The sequence below is a fragment of the Sphingopyxis sp. GW821-FHT12F08 genome (assembly GCF_058806755.1).
This window is the reverse complement of the sequence record NZ_JBXAQA010000003.1, coordinates 377,631-396,251: the sequence shown is the minus strand read 5'-3', so window position 1 is coordinate 396,251 and position 18,621 is coordinate 377,631. Positions and strand designations below refer to the sequence as shown.

16 protein-coding genes are annotated in these 18,621 nt (G+C 69.3%); 12 read left to right on the top strand and 4 right to left on the bottom strand.

The genetic code is table 11. From position 1 onward, the window contains the following. From AC1RNQ_RS10775 to lexA, 10 genes are all read left to right on the top strand, one after another. The gene (locus AC1RNQ_RS10775) at nucleotides 1-1,518 is read left to right on the top strand and encodes an anthranilate synthase component I family protein (protein ID WP_493171135.1); all 1,518 of its coding nucleotides are present in this window, start codon (nucleotides 1-3) and stop codon (nucleotides 1,516-1,518) included. After that, the gene (locus tag AC1RNQ_RS10770) at nucleotides 1,515-2,297 is read left to right on the top strand and encodes a phosphodiester glycosidase family protein (protein WP_493171134.1); all 783 of its coding nucleotides are present in this window, start codon (nucleotides 1,515-1,517) and stop codon (nucleotides 2,295-2,297) included. Before AC1RNQ_RS10775 ends, AC1RNQ_RS10770 begins: the two co-directional genes overlap by 4 nt. Nucleotides 2,298-2,455: 158 nt before the next feature. Next, the gene (locus AC1RNQ_RS10765) at nucleotides 2,456-3,517 is read left to right on the top strand and encodes an alpha/beta fold hydrolase (protein ID WP_493171133.1); all 1,062 of its coding nucleotides are present in this window, start codon (nucleotides 2,456-2,458) and stop codon (nucleotides 3,515-3,517) included. A gap of 4 nt (nucleotides 3,518-3,521) precedes the next feature. After that, entirely contained in the window at nucleotides 3,522-4,529 is a 1,008-nt protein-coding gene (locus tag AC1RNQ_RS10760) for an NADP-dependent oxidoreductase (protein ID WP_493171132.1), read from the top strand. 78 nt (nucleotides 4,530-4,607) lie between these two features. Beyond that, complete coding sequence (locus tag AC1RNQ_RS10755) at nucleotides 4,608-5,198, top strand: anthranilate synthase component II (RefSeq protein ID WP_493171131.1); 591 nt, start codon at nucleotides 4,608-4,610, stop codon at nucleotides 5,196-5,198. Then, nucleotides 5,195-6,193 (top strand): anthranilate phosphoribosyltransferase, encoded by a 999-nt coding sequence (gene trpD / locus AC1RNQ_RS10750; RefSeq protein ID WP_493171130.1) that lies wholly within the window; start codon nucleotides 5,195-5,197, stop codon nucleotides 6,191-6,193. Before AC1RNQ_RS10755 ends, trpD begins: the two co-directional genes overlap by 4 nt. After that, nucleotides 6,190-6,975, top strand: coding sequence for an indole-3-glycerol phosphate synthase TrpC (gene trpC, locus AC1RNQ_RS10745; protein ID WP_493171129.1), 786 nt, complete (start codon nucleotides 6,190-6,192; stop codon nucleotides 6,973-6,975). Before trpD ends, trpC begins: the two co-directional genes overlap by 4 nt. Nucleotides 6,976-7,229: 254 nt before the next feature. Then, nucleotides 7,230-7,703 (top strand): cyclic pyranopterin monophosphate synthase MoaC, encoded by a 474-nt coding sequence (gene moaC, locus AC1RNQ_RS10740; RefSeq protein WP_493171128.1) that lies wholly within the window; start codon nucleotides 7,230-7,232, stop codon nucleotides 7,701-7,703. After that, on the top strand, nucleotides 7,700-8,890 hold the full coding sequence (locus AC1RNQ_RS10735) for a molybdopterin molybdotransferase MoeA (RefSeq protein ID WP_493171127.1): 1,191 nt from the start codon (nucleotides 7,700-7,702) through the stop codon (nucleotides 8,888-8,890). The genes moaC and AC1RNQ_RS10735 overlap by 4 nt, the downstream gene beginning before the upstream one ends. 65 nt (nucleotides 8,891-8,955) lie before the next feature. Next, nucleotides 8,956-9,639 (top strand): transcriptional repressor LexA, encoded by a 684-nt coding sequence (gene lexA, locus AC1RNQ_RS10730; RefSeq protein ID WP_493171126.1) that lies wholly within the window; start codon nucleotides 8,956-8,958, stop codon nucleotides 9,637-9,639. On the opposite strand, the gene AC1RNQ_RS10725 is transcribed toward lexA, so the two are convergent. Next, entirely contained in the window at nucleotides 9,593-11,740 is a 2,148-nt protein-coding gene (locus AC1RNQ_RS10725; RefSeq protein WP_493171125.1) for a ComEC/Rec2 family competence protein, read from the bottom strand. The genes lexA and AC1RNQ_RS10725 overlap by 47 nt on opposite strands. Nucleotides 11,741-11,810: 70 nt before the next feature. Here AC1RNQ_RS10725 and gltX point away from each other — a divergent pair, with 70 nt between their 5' ends. Together gltX and AC1RNQ_RS10715 are read left to right on the top strand one after the other, a co-directional pair. After that, complete coding sequence (gene gltX / locus AC1RNQ_RS10720) at nucleotides 11,811-13,265, top strand: glutamate--tRNA ligase (protein WP_493171124.1); 1,455 nt, start codon at nucleotides 11,811-11,813, stop codon at nucleotides 13,263-13,265. A gap of 38 nt (nucleotides 13,266-13,303) precedes the next feature. After that, entirely contained in the window at nucleotides 13,304-14,587 is a 1,284-nt protein-coding gene (locus AC1RNQ_RS10715; RefSeq protein ID WP_493171123.1) for a citrate synthase, read from the top strand. A 302-nt stretch (nucleotides 14,588-14,889) separates the two neighbouring features. Here AC1RNQ_RS10715 and AC1RNQ_RS10710 read toward each other — a convergent pair whose 3' ends face one another. The 3 genes from AC1RNQ_RS10710 to AC1RNQ_RS10700 all read right to left on the bottom strand — a co-directional run bounded on the left by AC1RNQ_RS10710 (nucleotide 14,890) and on the right by AC1RNQ_RS10700 (nucleotide 18,510). Further along, the gene (locus tag AC1RNQ_RS10710) at nucleotides 14,890-16,266 is read right to left on the bottom strand and encodes a sensor histidine kinase (protein ID WP_493171122.1); all 1,377 of its coding nucleotides are present in this window, start codon (nucleotides 16,264-16,266) and stop codon (nucleotides 14,890-14,892) included. Beyond that, nucleotides 16,266-17,237 (bottom strand): hypothetical protein, encoded by a 972-nt coding sequence (locus AC1RNQ_RS10705; RefSeq protein WP_493171121.1) that lies wholly within the window; start codon nucleotides 17,235-17,237, stop codon nucleotides 16,266-16,268. Before AC1RNQ_RS10705 ends, AC1RNQ_RS10710 begins: the two co-directional genes overlap by 1 nt. 61 nt (nucleotides 17,238-17,298) lie before the next feature. Beyond that, nucleotides 17,299-18,510, bottom strand: a complete 1,212-nt coding sequence (locus AC1RNQ_RS10700) for a hypothetical protein (RefSeq protein WP_493171120.1) — start codon at nucleotides 18,508-18,510, stop codon at nucleotides 17,299-17,301. Nucleotides 18,511-18,621: the final 111 nt, after the last annotated feature.

Sequence of the window (18,621 nt, the reverse complement as noted above, 5' to 3'; positions counted from 1 at the left end):
GTGGCGCTCGAAGGCAGGGCTGCAGCGCTCGAGGCGCTTGCGCGCGGCGACGGCGCGGTCGTCTGGCAGCGGCTGATCGCCGACGTCGAGACCCCGGTCTCGGCGGCGCTCAAGCTGATCGAGCCCGGCCGCGGTGACTGGGTCCTCGAATCGGTCGAAAGCGGCGAGACGCGCGGGCGCTACAGCCTGCTCGGGCTCGATCCCGACCTGATGTTCGAGGTGCGCGGCGACGCGGCGCGGATCAACCGGAACTGGCGGCACGACCGAACGAGCTTCGAGCCCGTCACCGCCCCCGCGCTGCAGGCGCTGCGCGACCTCGTCGCCGAATGCCGCTTCGACGTGCCCGCGGCGCTGCCCAAGGCGCTCGCGACGCTCGTCGGCTTCTTCGCCTATGAAACCATCGGCCTCGTCGAGCGCATCCCGCGCGCGCCGGGCGCCGGGCTCGGCCTGCCCGACATGGTCTTCGTGCGCCCGACGGTGATCCTCGTCTTCGATCGCCTCGCCGACGAACTCTTCCTGATCGCGCCGATCTGGCCCGACGCCGATGGCGCGATCGACCGGATGATCGAGGCGGCGCAGGAAAAGCTCGACACCATCGCCGCGCGCCTCGCGAGCGCGAACCCGCATGCGGCGCGCGCGACTACTCTCACAGACCCCACGACCATCGCCGCCAATCCGGCGGTCACGCCGCAGCATTTCGCCTGGATGGTCGCCACCGCGAAAGACTATATCGCCGCGGGCGACATCTTCCAGGTCGTGCTGTCGCAGCGCTTCTCGACGCCGTTCGACCTGCCGCCCTTCGACCTCTATCGCGCGCTCCGCCGCGTGAACCCCTCGCCCTTCCTCTACTTCCTCGACCTGCCCGGCTTCGCGCTGATCGGCTCGTCGCCCGAGATCCTCGTCCGGGTGCGCGACGGCGAGATCACGATCAGGCCCATCGCGGGCACGCGCCCGCGCGGCCGCACGGGCGCCGAGGATGTCGAGAACCGCGACAGCCTGCTCGCCGACCCCAAGGAACGCGCCGAGCATCTGATGCTGCTCGACCTCGGCCGCAACGACGTCGGCCGCGCCGCAGTCGGCGGCAGCGTTATGGTCACCGACAGCTATACCGTCGAATATTACAGTCACGTCATGCACATCGTGTCGAACGTCATCGGCCGCATCGCGCCCGACAAGGACGCGATCGACGCACTGTTCGCCGGCTTCCCCGCGGGCACGGTCAGCGGCGCGCCCAAGGTCCGCGCCTGCCAGATCATCGCCGAACTCGAAGCCGACGCGCGCGGGCCCTATGCCGGCGGCGTCGGCTATTTCGCGCCCGACGGCAATATGGACAGTTGCATCGTGCTGCGCACCGCGATCGTCAAGGACGGCGAAATGCACGTCCAGGCGGGCGCGGGCATCGTCGCCGACAGCAACCCCGCGTACGAACAGCGCGAATGCGAGGCCAAGGCCGGCGCGCTCTTCGCCGCCGCGCGCGAAGCAGTGCGGCTCGCGGGCACGCCGGGCTACGGCCAGTGAAACGCCGCGCGGCGCTCCTGCTGGGCGCCGCGGTGATTGCCGGGGGCTGGTTCGCGCTCCGCGGCGGCGAACCAGCCCCACCCGCCAGGCCCAAAGCGCCCGACGCCTGCAAGCCCATCACCTTCGACGGCAAGCGCTTCACCGAGTGCATCGCGGTTCCCGGCCAGCACCGCATCACCACCAAAATTACAGGCACCAACGGCGTCATCTACCGCGGCTTCGCGGGCCTCGCCGAGGATGTCGACCCCGCGACCGTCGCCTTCGCGGTCAACGGCGGCATGTACGACACGGGCAGCGAGCCGATCGGCTATTATGCCGAGGGCGGCGAGCGCCTCTATCCGCTCAACATCCGCGACGGCGGCGGCAATTTCTACCTCAAGCCCAACGGCGTCTTCTTCGGCGAGCCCGACGGCGGCTGGCAGGTCATGACCAGCGACGACTTCGCCGCGAAGGTCAGCCAGCGCCCCAATTTCGGCACCCAGTCGGGCCCGATGCTGCTGATCGGCGGCGCGCTCAACCCGCAGATTTCGCCCGACGGCACCTCGCTCAAGCTCCGCAACGCCGTCGGCGTCGACACCGAGGGCCGGGCGCATTTCGTCATCTCCGACGAGCCCGTCTCCTTCGGCACCCTCGCGGCGCTCATGCGCGACCGTGCCAGGACCAGCGACGCGCTCTTCCTCGACGGCACCGTCTCGGCGCTCTGGGATCCGGCAAGCGGCCGCATGGACGGCCGCTACCCGCTCGGTCCGCTGATCCTTGTAACGCCGGTGAAAGATTAGCCCCCTCCTCTTGAGAGGAGGGGCAGCGAGACTTGGTTCGGCGTTAGCCGGACCTAGTCGCAGCGGGGTGGTGCTCGGCACCGGCGCTCACCACCCCAACCCCTCCTCTAAAGAGGAGGGGCTTATATCGGCTCGACAAACGCGCTAACCCTCGCCCCATGCTGAAATTCATCGCCCCCCTCGCCCTGCTCCTCGCCAGCGCCACCCCCGCTCACGCCCAGGTCGAAGGCGCCACCGAAGCCGATGCGATCCTCGAGGATTTCACCTTCGCCACCGGCGAAAAACTGCCCGAGCTCAAGCTCCACTACACCACGCTCGGCACCCCGCAGCGCGACAGGGCGGGTAACGTCACCAATGCCGTGATGATCCTCCACGGCACCGGCGGCACCGGAAAGCAATTCTTCCAGCCGCAGTTCGCCAGCGAGCTTTTCGGCCCCGGCCAGCCGCTCGACACCTCGAAATATTACGTCATCCTCCCCGACAATATCGGCCATGGCAGCTCGTCGAAGCCCAGCGACGGCCTCCGCATGAAATTCCCCAAATACGACTATGCCGATATGGTCGCCGCGCAGCACCGGCTGCTCACCGAAAAGCTCGGCGTGAAGAAATTGCAGCTCATCCTCGGCACGTCGATGGGCTGCATGCACGCCTTCGTCTGGGGCGAGGCTTATCCGGGCTTCGCCGAGCGCCTCGCCCCCTTCGCCTGCCTGCCGGTCGAGATCGCGGGGCAGAACCGGATGTGGCGCACGCTGTCGATCGACGCGATCAAGGCCGATCCTTTGTGGCAGGGCGGCAATTACAGCCATCCTCCGGCCGCGGGCCTGCGCACCGCCGCGACGCTGACGCTGATCGCGGGCGCGAATCCCTATGCGCTGCAGGCGCAGTTCCCGACGCGCGAAGCCGCCGAGAAGAACAAGGATGAAGCATTTGCGCGGGTTTACGGCCGCAACGACGCCAACGACACCATCTACCAACTCGAAAGCTCGCGCAGCTACAACCCTTGGCCGGACCTCGAAAAGATCACCGTCCCCGTGCTCTGGATCAACAGCGCCGACGACTTCATCAACCCGCCGCTCTACGGCATCACCGAAAAGGCGGCGCCGCGCATGAAGCGCGCGAAATTCATCCTGATCCCGGCCAGTCCGGAGACCAAGGGACACAGCACGCACACATGGGCGAAATTCTGGAAAGACGATCTCGCGAAGCTGATGGGGGAGTAGAATGATGAAGGCCCTTGTCCTCACCCGCTACGGCGGCCCCGAAGTCACCGAAATCCGCGACGTCCCCACGCCAGCCCCCGGCCCCGGCGACATCCTCGTACGCGTCCACGCCGCGGGGCTCAACCCCGTCGATTTCAAGATCCGCGACGGCAAGCTCAAGGTCGTCCAAGGCTACAAGATGCCCGTCGTCATGGGCAATGAACTCGCCGGCGTGATCGAGGCGTGCGGCGCCAATGTCACCGGCTTCGCGCCCGGCGACCGTATCTTCGCGCGCGTGCCCAAGGAGCGCATGGGCGCCTTCGCCGAACTCGCCGTCGTCCCCGCCGATCACGCCGCGCGCCTGCCTGCCGGCCTCGATTTCGCGACCGCCGCGGGCGTCCCGCTCGCCGGCCTCACCGCGCTGCAGGCGTTGCGCGACGAATTGGGTCTCGGGCCCGGCAGCCGCGTCTTTATCCCCGGCGGCGCGGGCGGCGTGGGCACTTTCGCGATCCAGCTCGCCAAATGGCTCGGCGCCGAGGTCGTCACGACAGCCTCGCCGCGCGGCCGTGAGCTCGTCGAGCGCCTCGGCGCCGACCGCGTCATCGACTATACGACGCAGGATTTCGCGAATGAAGTCCGCGACATGGATGGCGCCTTCGATCTGATCGGCGGCGATACGCTCGAAAAATGCTTCGCCGTGGTCAAGCCGGGCGCGACGGTTGTCTCGGTCGCGGGCATGCCCGAACCGCTCACCGCGACGAAGGACCTCGGTCGCGGCCCGCTGCTTGCCGCGCTCTTCTGGTTCGCGAGCTTCGGCCTCCGCGCGAAGGCGCGCAGGCATGGCGTCACCTACCGCTACCTGTTCATGCACCCCAGCGGCGCCGAACTCGCCGAACTGGCGGCGCTCATCGAGCAAAAGCGGCTCGAACCGGTGATCGACCGCGTCTTCCCCTTCGCCGACATCGCCGAGGCGATCGCCTATCTCGAATCGGGCCGCGCCAAGGGCAAGATCGTCGTGCGGATGACCGGCTAGGCCCGAAAAGCGCGGCTTGCGCGCCGACAAGCTTCTATCCCTTCCCCCTCCAGCGCAAAATCGCTACCGCCGCTCCCCATGATCCTCGTCATCGACAATTACGACAGCTTCACCTTCAACCTCGTTCATTATCTGATCGAGTTGGGGGCCGAGGTGCGCGTCGAGCGCAACGACGCGCTGACCGCGGCCGAGGCGCTCGCGACCGGTGCCGATGCGATCCTCATCTCGCCGGGCCCCTGCACCCCCAACGAGGCCGGGATCAGCCTCGACCTCGTCGCCGCCTGCGCCGACGCCGCGCGCCCCTTGCTCGGTGTGTGCCTCGGCCATCAGGCGATCGGCCAGCATTTCGGCGGCACCGTCCAGCGCGGCCATCTGATGCACGGCAAGACCTCGCCCATCTGCCACGACGGCAGCGGGCTGTTCACCCGCCTGCCCTCGCCGCTCACCGCGACGCGCTACCACAGCCTCGAAGTCGTCGATATTCCCGACAGCCTTATCATCAACGCCACCAGCGACGACGGCGCGGTGATGGGTTTCCGCCACGCCGACCTGCCGATCCACGGCGTGCAGTTCCACCCCGAGAGCATCGCCACCGAACATGGCCATGCGATGCTCGCCAATTTCATGGCGAGCGCGGGCCTGCCGGTGCGCGAACGCCAGTCGGCATGAGCCGCTTCGGTCCCTTCCCCGATCCGGCCGCGCTGCTCGATCATGACGAGGCTGCGCACGCCTTTGCGACGATGCTCGACGGCGGCGGTAGCGACGACGATATCGCCGCTTTTCTGACCGCGCTTTCCGACCGCGGCGAGACGATGGTCGAAATCGCCGCCGCGGCGCAGGCGATGCGCGACCGGCTGATCGCGATCGAGGCGCCCGCCGGCGCGATCGACGTCTGCGGCACCGGCGGCGACGGCCATCATACGTTGAATGTCTCGACCGCGGTCGCGATCGTCGTGGCAGCATGCGAGGTTCCGGTCGCAAAGCACGGAAATCGCGCCGCTTCCTCAAAATCTGGCGCCGCCGACACCCTGGAGGCGCTGGGCCTCGACATGGACCGCGCCGACCGCATGGCCGAGGCGCAGCTCGCCGATCTCGGCATCTGTTTCCTCTTCGCCGGCACGCGGCATCCGGCGATGAAGCGCATCATGCCGATCCGCCGCGCGCTCGGCCGCCGCACGATCTTCAACCTGATGGGCCCGCTCGCCAACCCCGCGCGCGTCACGCGCCAGCTCGCCGGCATCGCGCGCCCCGCCTATGTCCCCGTCTACGCCGAGGCGCTGCACCGGCTCGGCACCGACCATTCGCGCGTGATCTCGGGCGACGAAGGCCTCGACGAACTGTCGCTCGCGGGCGGCAACGAGGTCGCGGTGGTTACCCGCGACGGCGTCGCGATGCAGCGCAGCCGCGCCGCCGACGCGGGCCTGCCGACGCGCCCGCTCGAAGAACTGCGCGGCGGCGACGCCGATTTCAACGCAAAGGCCCTCCGCGCCCTGCTCCAGGGCGAGCCCGGCGCCTATCGCGACGCGGTGCTCTACAACGCCGCCGAGGCGCTGCTCGTCGCGGGCGCGGTCGAAACGCGGGCCGAAGGCGCCGAGGAGGCGGCCGAGGCGATCGACAAGGGCCTCGCCAATACGCTGCTCGACTGCTGGATCGCCTACAAATGAACAAACTCACCCAAATCCTCGCGACCAAGGCCGAGGAGGTCGCCGAGCGCCGCCAGTCGCGCAGCATCGCCGATCTCGACGCGATCGACGCCGGCCCGGTCCGCGGTTTCCACGCCGCATTGCAGGCGAAGATCGACGCGGGCCGCTTCGCGCTGATCGCCGAAATCAAGAAAGCTTCGCCATCCAAAGGACTGATTCGCGACGATTTCAATCCCGCCGATCACGCCCGCGCTTACGAAGCCGGCGGCGCGGCCTGCCTCTCGGTGCTCACCGACGCGCCCTATTTCCAGGGCCATGAGGAATATCTGATCGCCGCGCGCACCGCCTGCGCCCTGCCCGTGCTGCGCAAGGATTTCATGATCGATCCCTGGCAGGTCGCCGAGGCGCGCTCGATCGGTGCCGACGCGATCCTGATCATCGTCGCCGCGCTCGACGATGGCGCGATGCGCGAGATCGAGGCCGCGGCCTTCGAGCGCGGCATGGATGTCCTCGTCGAGGTCCATGACGAAGCCGAACTCGAGCGCGCGTTGACCCGGCTCAAATCGCGCCTGATCGGCGTCAACAACCGCGATCTGCGCAGCTTCGAGACCGACCTCGCGGTCACCGAACGCCTCGCCAAACGCGTCCCGCCGGGCACGTTGCTGGTGGGCGAAAGCGGCATCGCGACCCACGCCGACTGCCGCCGCCTCGCGGCGAGCGGCGTGAACACCTTTCTCGTCGGAGAAAGCCTGATGCGGCAGGAAGATGTGACCGCGGCAACCAAGGCGTTGCTCGAGGGGTAATGCCCGGCAAAATTTCGCGCAAAGACGCAAAGACACGAAGATGTCGCGCCAGCTCGCTTCGGATGGCTATCGCCGCAGGCGAAATAGAAGGCGCTACCGCGGTATCATATGCAATCGCAGCGATCTTGCGCTGTCCTCTTCGTGTCTTTGCGTCTTTGCGCAAAACAAAAAATCACAACGGCGCAGCCATAGACGACGGTCAACTTGCAACCCGCCCCTTGCCTTTCGCACCTCGCCTTGCTTGGCTCACCGCCATGACGCTCAAACCGACTCATCTTGACGACTCCGGCGCCGCGCATATGGTCGATGTCGGCGCCAAGCCCGCAACGCCGCGCCGCGCCGTCGCGACCGGCCGCATCACCATGTCGGCGGGCGCGCTCGAAGCCATCCGCAGCGGCAACGCCCCCAAGGGCGACGTCCTCTCGACCGCGCGCCTCGCGGGCATCATGGCCGCCAAGCGCACATCGGACCTCATCCCGCTCTGCCACCCGCTCGCCCTCACCAAGGTCGGCGTCGATTTCACCTGGGAGGAAAGCGGCATCGCGGTCACCGCCACCGCCGCGACCACCGGCCCCACGGGGGTCGAGATGGAGGCGCTCACCGCCGCCTCGGTCGCGCTGCTCACCCTCTACGACATGGCGAAGGCGCTCGACCGCGCGATGGTGCTCGGCGACATCCGCCTCCTCGAAAAGAGCGGCGGGCGCTCGGGCGACTGGTCGGCAGCATGAGCAAATTGCTCCCGGTCGAGGAAGCGCAGGCGCGGTTGCTCGCGCTCCGCGGCCCGCTCCCGCCGGAAAAAGTCGCTTTCTCCGAATCGCTTGGCCGCTATCTTCCAGAAGATATCTTCGCGCAGCGCGACCAGCCGGCCGCGCCGCTGTCGGCGATGGACGGCTATGCGATCCGCTTCGCTGACCTGCCCGGCCCGTGGACGGTCACCGGCGAAGTCGCGGCGGGCGCCGCCCCCGCCGCGCCCGTCGGCCCCGGCCAGGCGATGCGCATCTTCACCGGCGCGATCCTTCCGGACGGCGCCGACACCGTGCTGATCCAGGAAGATGTCGCCGTCGACGGCGCCACGCTGACGCGCACCGACCCGGGACCGGCGCTGTCCGGCCAGCATGTCCGCGACCGCGCCGGCGATTTCGCCGCCGGGACCGCGCTGCTCGCCGCGGGCACCCGCCTGACCCCCGGCGCGATCGCGGCGGCGATCATGGGTGGCGCGGCGCAGCTCGCGGTCGGCGCCCGCCCACGCGTCGCGATCCTCACCACCGGCGACGAGCTCGTCCCGCCCGGCCGCGCGCTCGCGCCGGGGCAGATCCCCGATAGCAATGGCCCGATGCTCGCTGCGATGCTCACCGCCGAACCCGCGGTCGTCGGCCTGCCGCTCCACATCCGCGACGACCGCGAGACTCTTGCCAAAGTTTTGAAAGACTTGGCGCGACGCCACGACGTCATCGTCACCGTCGGCGGCGCCTCGGTCGGCGATCACGACCATGTCCGCGGCGCGCTTGAGGATGCCGGTGGGCGCCTCGATTTCTGGAAGATCGCGATGCGCCCCGGCAAGCCGCTGATCGCCGGGACGGTCGGCGACGCGCTGCTGCTCGGCCTGCCCGGCAACCCGTCGTCGGCCTTCGTCACCGCGATCCTGTTCCTGATCCCGCTCGTCCGCCACCTCGCCGGCGCTGTCGCCCCGCTCCCCCAACTCCGCCACGCGCCGCTGCTCGCCCCGCTCGGCGCGGGCGGAAAGCGGCGCGACTATCTGCGCGCGCGGCTCCTCGATGGGCGTCTCTCGGTCTTCGACAGCCAGGACAGCGGCCGGACCTTTCCGCTCGCCGCCGCGACCGCGCTGGTCCTGCGCGAGATCGACGCCGCGCCGCGCGCTGCGGGCGAGGTCGCGGCCTATATCGACATCGCTTGACAAGTCCCGCTCTGTTCCACTATCGTTCTCCTTATGTCCGAAACCGGCACCATGGAGAACGCCCGATGTTGACCGCCAAGCAGCATGAACTGCTCCACTTCATCCAGCAAAAGCTCGACGCGAGCGGCATTTCGCCCTCGTTCGAGGAGATGAAGGAGGCGCTGGGCCTCAAGTCCAAGTCGGGAATCCACCGCCTTATCAGCGCCCTGGAGGAACGCGGTTTCCTCCGCCGCCTCCCCAATCGCGCCCGCGCGCTCGAGGTGGTCAAGCTGCCCGAGGGCGGCAAGGCGGCTGTGCGGGGCGATAGCAACAATGTCGTGCCGCTGCGCAAGCCCGCCCCCGCGCTGCGCCCGATCGCCGCGAACGATGTCATCTCGGTGCCGCTGCACGGCAAGATCGCCGCGGGCGTGCCGATCGAGGCGTTCGAGGATCACAATAATCTCGCGGTCCCCGCCGCGCTGCTCGGCGCGGGCGAACATTATGCGCTCGAAGTCTCGGGCGACTCGATGGTCGAGGCGGGAATCTTCGACGGCGACTATGCGCTGATCCAGAAAGCGAGCACCGCGCGCGAGGGCGACATCGTCGTCGCGCTCGTCGACGGGCAGGACGCGACGCTCAAATATTTCCGCCGCGAGGGCAAGATGATCCGCCTCGACCCCGCGAACAGCGCCTATGAACCGCAGCGCTACGAGGCCGAGCGCGTCATCGTGCAGGGGAAATTGTCGGGACTGCTTCGTCGTTACCACTGACCTGCGGCGGGCGGCGCCAGGGATGCTCGTCGCCCGTGCGTAACGTCGCGACCGCGCGCGGACGGTCGCGCAGATAGAGCGCGAGGCCGCCGGTTTCGGCCAAGCTGTCGCGGTCGATCGTCAGCCAGCGCCCCACGCATTCGCGCGGCAGCCAGCGGTCGCTGATCACCACATCGGCCGCTGCGCACGCCGGCGCCATCTCGGCGCCCTCGATCCGGTCGCGTCCGCGCGCCGCGAGGATGATGCGCTCGCGCTGGGTCCAGCGGCAGAAGTCGCGGTTGCACACCACATGGTCGAGATCCGCCAGCACGCCGAGCGGGGCGTCGATCCCCGCCGCCTCGGCGACCGAATCGCGCACATAATCGCCCGCGCGGTCGCGCAGCAGCGCATAGTCGCCACCCGGCAGCGCCGCCGCGACATGCTTGCCGTCGCTCGTCACCAGCAGATCGGGGCGCGGCTGGACAAGCAGCACCGCCATGCCGGCTAGCAAAGGCACGATGCCCCAGCGCCGCCACCCGGTCTGCCACAGCAATAGCCACAGCCCGCCGAACACCGCGAGGCCGAACCCCCAGGGCGGAAACACCGGCAGCGTCGCCACCGCACCCGGCGCATCGGCGACGAGATGCGCCAGCCAGATCAGCAGCTTCAGCGCCTGTTCGGCGACCCACCAGAAAGGCGCGCCGAGCCCGACCGCGTCGAACAGCAACGCCAGCGCCTCCGCGGGCATGATCACGAAAGTGGTGAGCGGGATCGCGACGACATTGGCGAGCGCGCCGTAGAGCCCCGCCTTGTGGAAATGGAACAAAGCGATCGGCGCCAGCGCGACTTCGACCACCAGCCCGGTGATCAGCAGGCCGACGATCCCGCGGCCAAGCCGCAACGGCCAGCCCTCTTCGCGCCGCGCCATGAACCGCTGCATCCACCGCCCCTCGTGCAGCGCGACGATCGCGGTGATCGCGGCGAAGCTCAGCTGGAAGCTCGGACCAGCGAGCGCCTCGGGCCGCCATAGCAGCACGATGAGCGCGCCCGCGGCGACAAGCCGCAAGGTCAGCGCCTCGCGCCCGAGCAGGATCGCGACGAGTACCAGCAGCGCAGCGATGAACGAGCGCAGGGTCGGCACCTCGGCCCCCGCGAGCAAAGTATAGCCGCCCCCCACCAGCGCCGCGGCCGCCGCGGCGAGCGGCAGCACATAGCCGCCGAGCGCCAGCCGCCTGCTCAAACCCAGCAGCCGCATCGCGAGCAGCATCGCGAAGCCCACGACCGCGGTCACGTGCAGCCCGCTGATCGACAACAGGTGCGCGAGCCCGCTCCGCCGCATCGCCTCCTCGTCGGCGGGGTCGATCGCACCGCGGTCGCCCGCGACCAGCGCCGCGGCGATTCCGCCCGCCGATCCGTCGACCTGCGCATGGATATGACTGCTGAGCCGCGCGCGCAGCGTCTGCTCGCCCTGCCCCGCGCCGCGCGCGCGCCGCACCTCGCCCAGCACCGTCCCGACCGCGCCGAGCCGGTCGAACCAGGCGCGCTGGGCGAAATCATAGCCGCCGGGCAGGCTCGCCGCCGGCGGCGGCATCAGCCGCGCGCGCAGCCCGACCGCCTCGCCCGGCGCGATTCCCGCGCCCTGCACCCCGTCCGCGGTCAGCCGTACGCGCGGTGGCAGGTCGGGCCGGCCGTGCGGGCGGACGATCAGCCGCACCTGCGCCTTTGCCGGCAGCGGCTCGACGCTTTCGACCACGCCCGAAAATTGCGTGACCACCGGCGCCGCGAGCACCGGCGCCTCGACCCACAGCGCGCGGCCCCAGATCAGCAGCATCCCCGCCGCGGCCACGGCGCAGCCGACGACGAGCATGCGCCCCGCACGGCGCTGCCATCCCGCGAGCAGCCCCGCGAGCGCCAGCGCCGCAAGCGCCAGCAACAGCGCGATCCAGTGCATTTGGGTGGGCAGCGCGAACCAGGCCGCGATCCCGGCCCCCAGCATCACCGGCAGCCACAGCGCGATCCGCTCGCGCTCGGCGTCGAGCCGCGCCTCGATCGCTCCGGACAGCCGGGCGGCGGCCGCCGCGACCGCCGCACCAATGGGCGTTTGAAGCGGCCTTGTCGCCATGCTAGGGGCACCCCCGAACCCCGCGCCCGGACCTTCGCCGGGGCCGGCAAAGTGAGTGAAAGAGGCCTTGGTGGCAACCGAAAATCGAGCAATATCATCCGAAGCGACCGGCGCCGACGTGGTCACGCGTTTCGCGCCGTCGCCCACGGGTTTCCTGCACATCGGCGGCGCGCGCACCGCGCTGTTCAACTGGCTGTACGCGCGCCACCATGGCGGCAAGTTCCTGCTGCGCATCGAGGATACCGACCGCGCACGCTCGACCGACGCCGCGATCGAAGCGATCCTCGACGGCATGCAGTGGCTCGATCTCGACTGGGACGGCGAGACGGTGTTCCAGTTCGCGCGCGCCGGCCGCCACGCCGAAGTCGCGCACGACCTGCTCGCGAAGGGCGCCGCCTATCGCTGCTACCTCACGCAGGACGAGCTCGCCGCGATGCGCGCCGAGGCGCAGGAAAAGCGCCTGCCCTTCCGCGTCCGCAGCCCGTGGCGCGACCGCGACGACGGCGATCCGGCGGTGCCGCACGTCGTACGCCTGCGCGCGCCGCAGGACGGCGCCGAGACGATCCACGACAAGGTGCAGGGCGAGGTCACCGTCCAGAACGCCGAACTCGACGATTTCGTGCTGCTGCGCAGCGACGGCACCCCGACTTATATGCTCAGCGTCGTCGTCGACGACAACGACATGGGCGTCACGCACGTCATCCGCGGCGACGACCATCTCAACAACGCCTTCCGCCAGCTCGCGCTGATCGACGCGATAGATTGGCGCCGCCCGGTCTATGCGCATGTCCCGCTGATCCACGGCGCCGACGGTGCGAAATTGTCGAAGCGCCACGGCGCGCTCGGCGTCGACGCCTATCGCGACGAAATGGGCTACCTCCCCGAAGCCGTGAACAATTATCTCCTCCGCCTCGGCTGGGGACATGGCGACGACGAGATCATCAGCCGCGAACAGGCGACGCTATGGTTCGACCTCGACCATGTCGGCCGCTCGCCGTCGCGCTTCGATTTCAAGAAACTCGAAAATCTCAACGGCCATTACCTGCGCGAAGCCGACGATACCCGCCTCGCCGCGCTGGTCGCGCCGATGACCGGTACGCTGCTCGGCCGCGCGCTGACCGCGACCGAACAGGATTTGCTGGCGCGCGCGATGCCCGCGCTCAAGCCGCGCGCCAAGACGCTGCACGAGATCGCCGACGGCGCGGCCTTCCTCTTCGTCCCCCAACCGCTGGCGATGGACGAAAAGGCCGCGGCGGTGCTAAGGGACACGCCGGAGGGGATGCTCGTTTCGATCGCCGATCGTTTGCGCGCGCTGCCGACATGGTCGCAGGAATTGGTGGAGGCCGCGGTTCGCGAAGAGAGCGAGGCGGCCGGCGTCGGGCTGGGGAAACTGGCCCAGCCACTGCGGGCGGCCCTCACCGGGCGCACCGTATCGCCGGGTATTTTCGACGTGCTGCTCCTGCTGGGCCGCGATGCCAGCCTGGCGCGACTTGACGCAGCGCACAATAATCCGGCAGGGGCGTAGCCACCGCGACTCTCCCGCCGCAAGATCAGGGGAATGACATGACCGAAACTGCGAAAATCACCCTGGGCGACACGACCGTCGACAATCCGGTGCTCAAGGGCACCGTCGGCCCCGACGTCGTCGATATCCGCAAATTCTACGCCCAGACGGGCGCCTTCACCTACGACCCCGGCTTCACCTCGACCGCCAGCTGCGAATCGCAGATCACCTATATCGACGGCGACGAGGGGGTGCTGCTGCACCGCGGCTATGCGATCGGCGACCTCGCCGAAAATTCAAGCTTCATGGAGGTCTGCTACCTCCTGCTCAACGGCGAACTGCCGAGCGCCGACGAACTGGCGAGCTTCGACAACACGATCACCCGCCACACGATGCTGCACGAACAGCTCGCGACCTTCTACCGCGGCTTCCGCCGCGACGCGCACCCGATGGCGATCATGTGCGGCGTCGTCGGCGCCCTCAGCGCATTCTACCACGACTCGACCGAGATCCACGACCCGCACCAGCGCATGATCGCCAGCCACCGGCTGATCGCCAAGATGCCGACGATAGCGGCGATGGCGTATAAATATTCGGTCGGCCAGCCCTTCGTCTATCCGCGCAACGACCTCTCCTACACCGGCAATTTCCTGCGCATGACCTTCGGCGTTCCGGCCGAGGAATATGTCGTGAACCCGGTGGTCGAACGCGCGCTCGACCGCATCTTCATTCTCCACGCCGATCATGAGCAGAATGCGTCGACCTCGACCGTCCGCCTCGCGGGTTCGTCGGGCGCCAACCCCTTCGCGTGCATCGCGGCGGGCATCGCCTGCCTGTGGGGTCCGGCGCATGGCGGCGCCAACGAAGCTGCGCTCAACATGCTGCGCGAGATTGGCCGCCCCGAGCGCATCCCCGAATATATCGCGCGCGCCAAGGACAAGGACGACCCGTTCCGCCTGATGGGCTTCGGCCACCGCGTCTACAAGAATTACGACCCCCGCGCGACGGTGATGCAAAAGACCGTGCGCGAAGTGTTCGAAGCGCTGAAGGTCAGCGACCCGGTGTTCGAAGTCGCGCTCCAGCTCGAGGAAATGGCGCTGAGCGACCCCTATTTCGTCGAGAAGAAGCTCTTCCCCAACGTGGATTTCTATTCGGGCGTGATCCTGTCGGCGATCGGTTTCCCGACGACGATGTTCACCGCGCTCTTCGCGCTCGCCCGCACCGTCGGCTGGGTCGCGCAGTGGAACGAGATGATCTCGGACCCCGCGCAGAAGATCGGCCGTCCGCGCCAGCTCTACACGGGTCCGACGCAGCGGCCGTACGTGCCGGTCGGCGAACGCTGATCGGACGAGGGACTGAAACGAGAAAGGGGCCGGTTTCCGGCCCCTTTTTGTTGCCGTGAATGTCGGATCGCGGGCGGGAGCGGACGTTTCCCAGCCCCTCCTCTTCAGAGGAGGGGCAGCGAGACTTACGAACTTGTTCGTTAGTCGCAGCGGGGTGGTGTTTGAGGCTGGGCGCGAGCCTTCGGCCACCACCCCGTTCGACTAAGGCCCGGCTGCGCCGGACCAAGTTTCTCTGCCCCTCCTCTAAAGAGGAGGGGTTTAATGTCTCGCCCCAACCCCAAAGCAGACCTTCCCGCCCGCGCTCAATCCCGCGCCGGCAAGCTCAGCGTAAACCTCGCCCCCTGCCCCGGTGCGCTGTCGACGGTCAGGTCGCCGTCCATCGCGCGCGCCAGCCGCCGCGCGATATAGAGGCCGAGCCCCGATCCGCCGCTGTCGGTGCGCCCCAGCCGCTCGAACTTCTCGAACACCACCGCCTGTTGCGCGGCGTCGATCCCCTGCCCCTGGTCGGCGACGGTCACCATCGCGCGGTCGCCGTCGCTATCGAGACGGATCCAGATCAGCGAATCGTCGGGCGAATAGCGGATCGCATTGCCGAGCAGGTTGAGCAGCACCTGCAGCACGCGGCGGAACTCGCCCGTCGCGGGCATCTTGTCGTCGACCGGCGGCGCGTCGATGCGGATGCCCTTTTCCTCGGCCTTCATGCCGAGCAGGCCGACGGCGCGCCGCGCCAGATCGCCCAGATCGATCTCGTCGCGCGCCGCCTTGAACCCCGGCCGTTCTATATTCTGGAGGTCGGCGAGATCGTCAACCAGCCCCAGCAGATGCCGCCCTGCGTGCGCGATATCGCCGGCGTAGCGCGCATAATCAGCGCGGATCGGCCCGTCGAACTGGCCCGAAATCGTCTCGGCCGTCGCAATGATGCGCGCCAGCGGCCCGCGCAGCGCACCGTCGATCCGCCGCCCGAAAGCGGGATCGGACAGCGGCAGCGAGCCGAAGGCGGGATCGGTGAGCGCCGCGGGCGCCGGTGCGGGTTGCGGCGCGGCGTCGGGCAGCGCGGTGCCGCGAAAACCCGTGAAGCCCCCCGTCGCGTCGAACAGCGGCTCGGCGGCGAGCGTCATTGCCATCCGCCCGCCCTTGCCGTCATCGGTGCGCACCCGCTGCCCGGCAAAGCGCGCCTGCCGCGCCAGCGCGCGCAGCACCGCGAAATGCCCGTCGTCGTCGGGCTGCAATTCGAACAACTCGGACAGCGACCGCCCTTCCCAGTCCGCGGGAACCGGCGCGGCCTCGGCGGCGGCGCCGAGCGCGATCAGCCGCAGCTGGACGTCGCTTTCCCACATCCACGCGCGCGGCGACACCGCCGCGACCTCGGTGACCGGCGGAATCTGCGGCCGCGCGATGGGGCGCGTGCGCCAGTCGCTGATCTCCAGCGTCGCGCCATCGGGGTCGGGGAGGATGCGCACCAGCGCGTGGATGTCGCTATGGTCGTCGGCGGCAATCAATGGCCGGCTGATTTCGCGCTGCAACCGCTGCGCCAGCGCGACGAGCCGCGCCAGATTGGGCAGCGCCAGCGGCTTGCCCTCGCCACCGCCGGCGCGCTGCTGCAGCCGCAGCAGCGGCGCATCGCCGCTGACGAGTATCCCGCCGCGGTCGATGCGGCCGCGAATGACGCGCTCGGCCATCACGCCGTGCCTTCCGGGTCGCCGAGCAGCGCGGCGCGCGCCTGCAGCGCTGCGGCATAATCGTCGGGCGCCGCGCTCGCCACCGCGCGGCCCGGCAGCATCGCCAGCGAGCCTTCGAGCGGCACCAGCGCCGCATGATCGCGCAGCAGCGGCGCCAGCATCGGCACCAACTGCGCGGGTTCGGCGGTGATCAGCGTCAGCGCCATCGCGTCGTAACGATATTGGTGCGCCGCCGCGGCGAGCGCGATGAAGCTCGGCCAGTCGTGGCGCGCAATCGCCGCCGCCGCGCTGTCGGCGAGCGTTCCCGCCCCGACCAGCGCGGCATGATAGTCGGCCGCCGCACGGTCGATCCCGCGCTCGGGGCGGTGCTGCGCCAGCGCGCCGCGCACCGCTTCACCCAGCCGCGCGGCCTCGGCACTATCCTTGTCCGCCTGCACCAGCCGCCACGCCGCAATGTCGAGCAGCAGTCCGCGGAGCAGGTCGGGACCCAGATCGTCGATCGCGACGCGCGGATGGCCGAGCGCGTCGAAGCGCCGCCGGTCGGCGATCTGCAGCGCCAGATAGGCGCGGTCGATCGCCGACAGTGGATCGTCGGCCGATACAGGAACATCGATCTCGGCGTCGGCCACGATCGCGGCGGGCGCCGCCGCCACCTCGCCCATGTCGCGCCCCGACTGGTCGCGCCAACGATGCTCCTCGGCGCGCGCGAAGCACAGCCCCGCAAGCTGCCCGGCGCCGGGCAGCCCGTGCGCGGCCCAATCGTCCCAAAGCGAATAGGTATCGACCGCACCGCCGAGCAGGTCAGCGACACCCTCGACCAGCCGCCGCGCGACCCCCAGGATCAGCGCGCGCTGCTCCTCCGACAACCGCGTCGCGGCGGGCGCGGCGAGGAAATCCGCGCTTTCCTTGAGGCGCGCCGACAGCGCCGGATTCACCGACGCCAGCTGCGAAAAGAGAGGGGTCTCAGCCATCTTCATTCGCGCATAGCAGCTTGGCGTTAATGCGCGCTAAACCTTGATCGCAGCTTTTGAATCAGGCTTCGGGCCGCCGCGCGAGGCGCACCCACAGCAATATCTGGAACAGCGCGAGCAAAGGCAGGATCGCGAACATCAGCGGCGCGAAGCCGAAGATCAGCGCGGGGGCGAGCATGATCCACGCCTGGTCGGCGTCGGGCAGCAGCCAGTGAAAGCGCCGCCGCTCGCCCGAATCCTCGTAAAGCCAGCGCGCGAGCAGGATCGCTGCCGCGAGGCACGGCGCGAGCGCGGCTTCGGAAAAGGGCGGCATGTCATGCCGCGCCCCGCCGAGCGCGACGAGCCAGGGGAAGAGAGCGAGCAGCAGCCAGGCGAAGCTGCGGATCAGGTGGCGCACGCGGTCCTGCGCCGCGCTTTCGGCGCGGAAGGCGGCGACGAAGCGCATCGCCGCCAGCCCGAAACCGCCGAGGATCGCGACCAGCGCCCCCGCAGCCGCCAGCCCGCTCGCCGTCAGCCCCGCGACCGCAATCCACAGCACGCCGGTGATGTAGGGCAGATAGCGCGCGGTCGCCGACGATTTGACGAGCAGCGGCCCCAGCAACCGCACCACCGGCATCATGATCGCCGACCGGCCCAGCCCCATGCCGCCATATTCGACGCGCTGCAGGCTCGATTGCTCGATCAGCGCCGCGGTCGGCCGGTCGGCGACGATCGCGATCTCGCCCTGTTCGAACAGCGCGGGTTCGCAATAGAGCCGCCGTGCGCCGGCCTGCACCGCCATGCGCAGCAGCGTCAGGATCATGTCCCATTCGCCCGGCATCGCGGCCAGTTCGCGCACCATATGGTCCGAAATACTGGCCAGCCCGCCCCAGCGCCGCGTCGCGTCGATGCGCTCGAACCCCTGCGTCAGCATCGTGTCGCCGGTGACCAGGATCGCGGGCGACCCCGGCTTGGCGATGGCCGCGTAGTGCGTTCCCCCCGCGCGCAACCCGTCGGCCACCAGGATGATCCGGTCGTCGCCCTCGACCAGCGCCAGCAGGTCGCCGGCCTCGCGTACCGGCGTCACCTTCATGCCGCGACGGCGGATGCGGTCGCACGTCGCGAGCAGGTCGGCGGGCACCGCGGCGACCGCGATCGCGATGTGGGTGACGCCGACGTCGGCGAGCCGCGCCGCCTGGCGCTCGATCAGCGTTTCGCCGGCGACGGTGACGAGCGCGCGCAGCCCGCCGTCGGGCACACTCTCGCTCGCGCCGATCAGCGCGATCAGGGCCATCGGCGGCCAGGGATCTGCATGCGTGTCACCCGCGGACCTTTAGGCGCGGAAGGCCGATTGGCAAGCCCTGCATTCGTGCCTTCATGACGTCATTTCCGGCCGCCGCGATGC

Bases quoted from the DNA above. Each gene is read 5' to 3' on its own strand.
- AC1RNQ_RS10765 (WP_493171133.1), top strand. From the start codon at position 2,456: ATGCTGAAATTCATCGCCCCCCTCGCCCTGCTCCTCGCCAGCGCCACC.
- AC1RNQ_RS10760 (WP_493171132.1), top strand. From the start codon at position 3,522: ATGAAGGCCCTTGTCCTCACCCGCTACGGCGGCCCCGAAGTCACCGAA.
- AC1RNQ_RS10755 (WP_493171131.1), top strand. From the start codon at position 4,608: ATGATCCTCGTCATCGACAATTACGACAGCTTCACCTTCAACCTCGTT.
- trpD (WP_493171130.1), top strand. From the start codon at position 5,195: ATGAGCCGCTTCGGTCCCTTCCCCGATCCGGCCGCGCTGCTCGATCAT.
- trpC (WP_493171129.1), top strand. From the start codon at position 6,190: ATGAACAAACTCACCCAAATCCTCGCGACCAAGGCCGAGGAGGTCGCC.
- moaC (WP_493171128.1), top strand. From the start codon at position 7,230: ATGACGCTCAAACCGACTCATCTTGACGACTCCGGCGCCGCGCATATG.
- AC1RNQ_RS10735 (WP_493171127.1), top strand. From the start codon at position 7,700: ATGAGCAAATTGCTCCCGGTCGAGGAAGCGCAGGCGCGGTTGCTCGCG.
- lexA (WP_493171126.1), top strand. From the start codon at position 8,956: ATGTTGACCGCCAAGCAGCATGAACTGCTCCACTTCATCCAGCAAAAG.
- AC1RNQ_RS10725 (WP_493171125.1), bottom strand. From the start codon at position 11,740: ATGGCGACAAGGCCGCTTCAAACGCCCATTGGTGCGGCGGTCGCGGCG.
- AC1RNQ_RS10715 (WP_493171123.1), top strand. From the start codon at position 13,304: ATGACCGAAACTGCGAAAATCACCCTGGGCGACACGACCGTCGACAAT.
- AC1RNQ_RS10710 (WP_493171122.1), bottom strand. From the start codon at position 16,266: ATGGCCGAGCGCGTCATTCGCGGCCGCATCGACCGCGGCGGGATACTC.
- AC1RNQ_RS10705 (WP_493171121.1), bottom strand. From the start codon at position 17,237: ATGGCTGAGACCCCTCTCTTTTCGCAGCTGGCGTCGGTGAATCCGGCG.
- AC1RNQ_RS10700 (WP_493171120.1), bottom strand. From the start codon at position 18,510: ATGGCCCTGATCGCGCTGATCGGCGCGAGCGAGAGTGTGCCCGACGGC.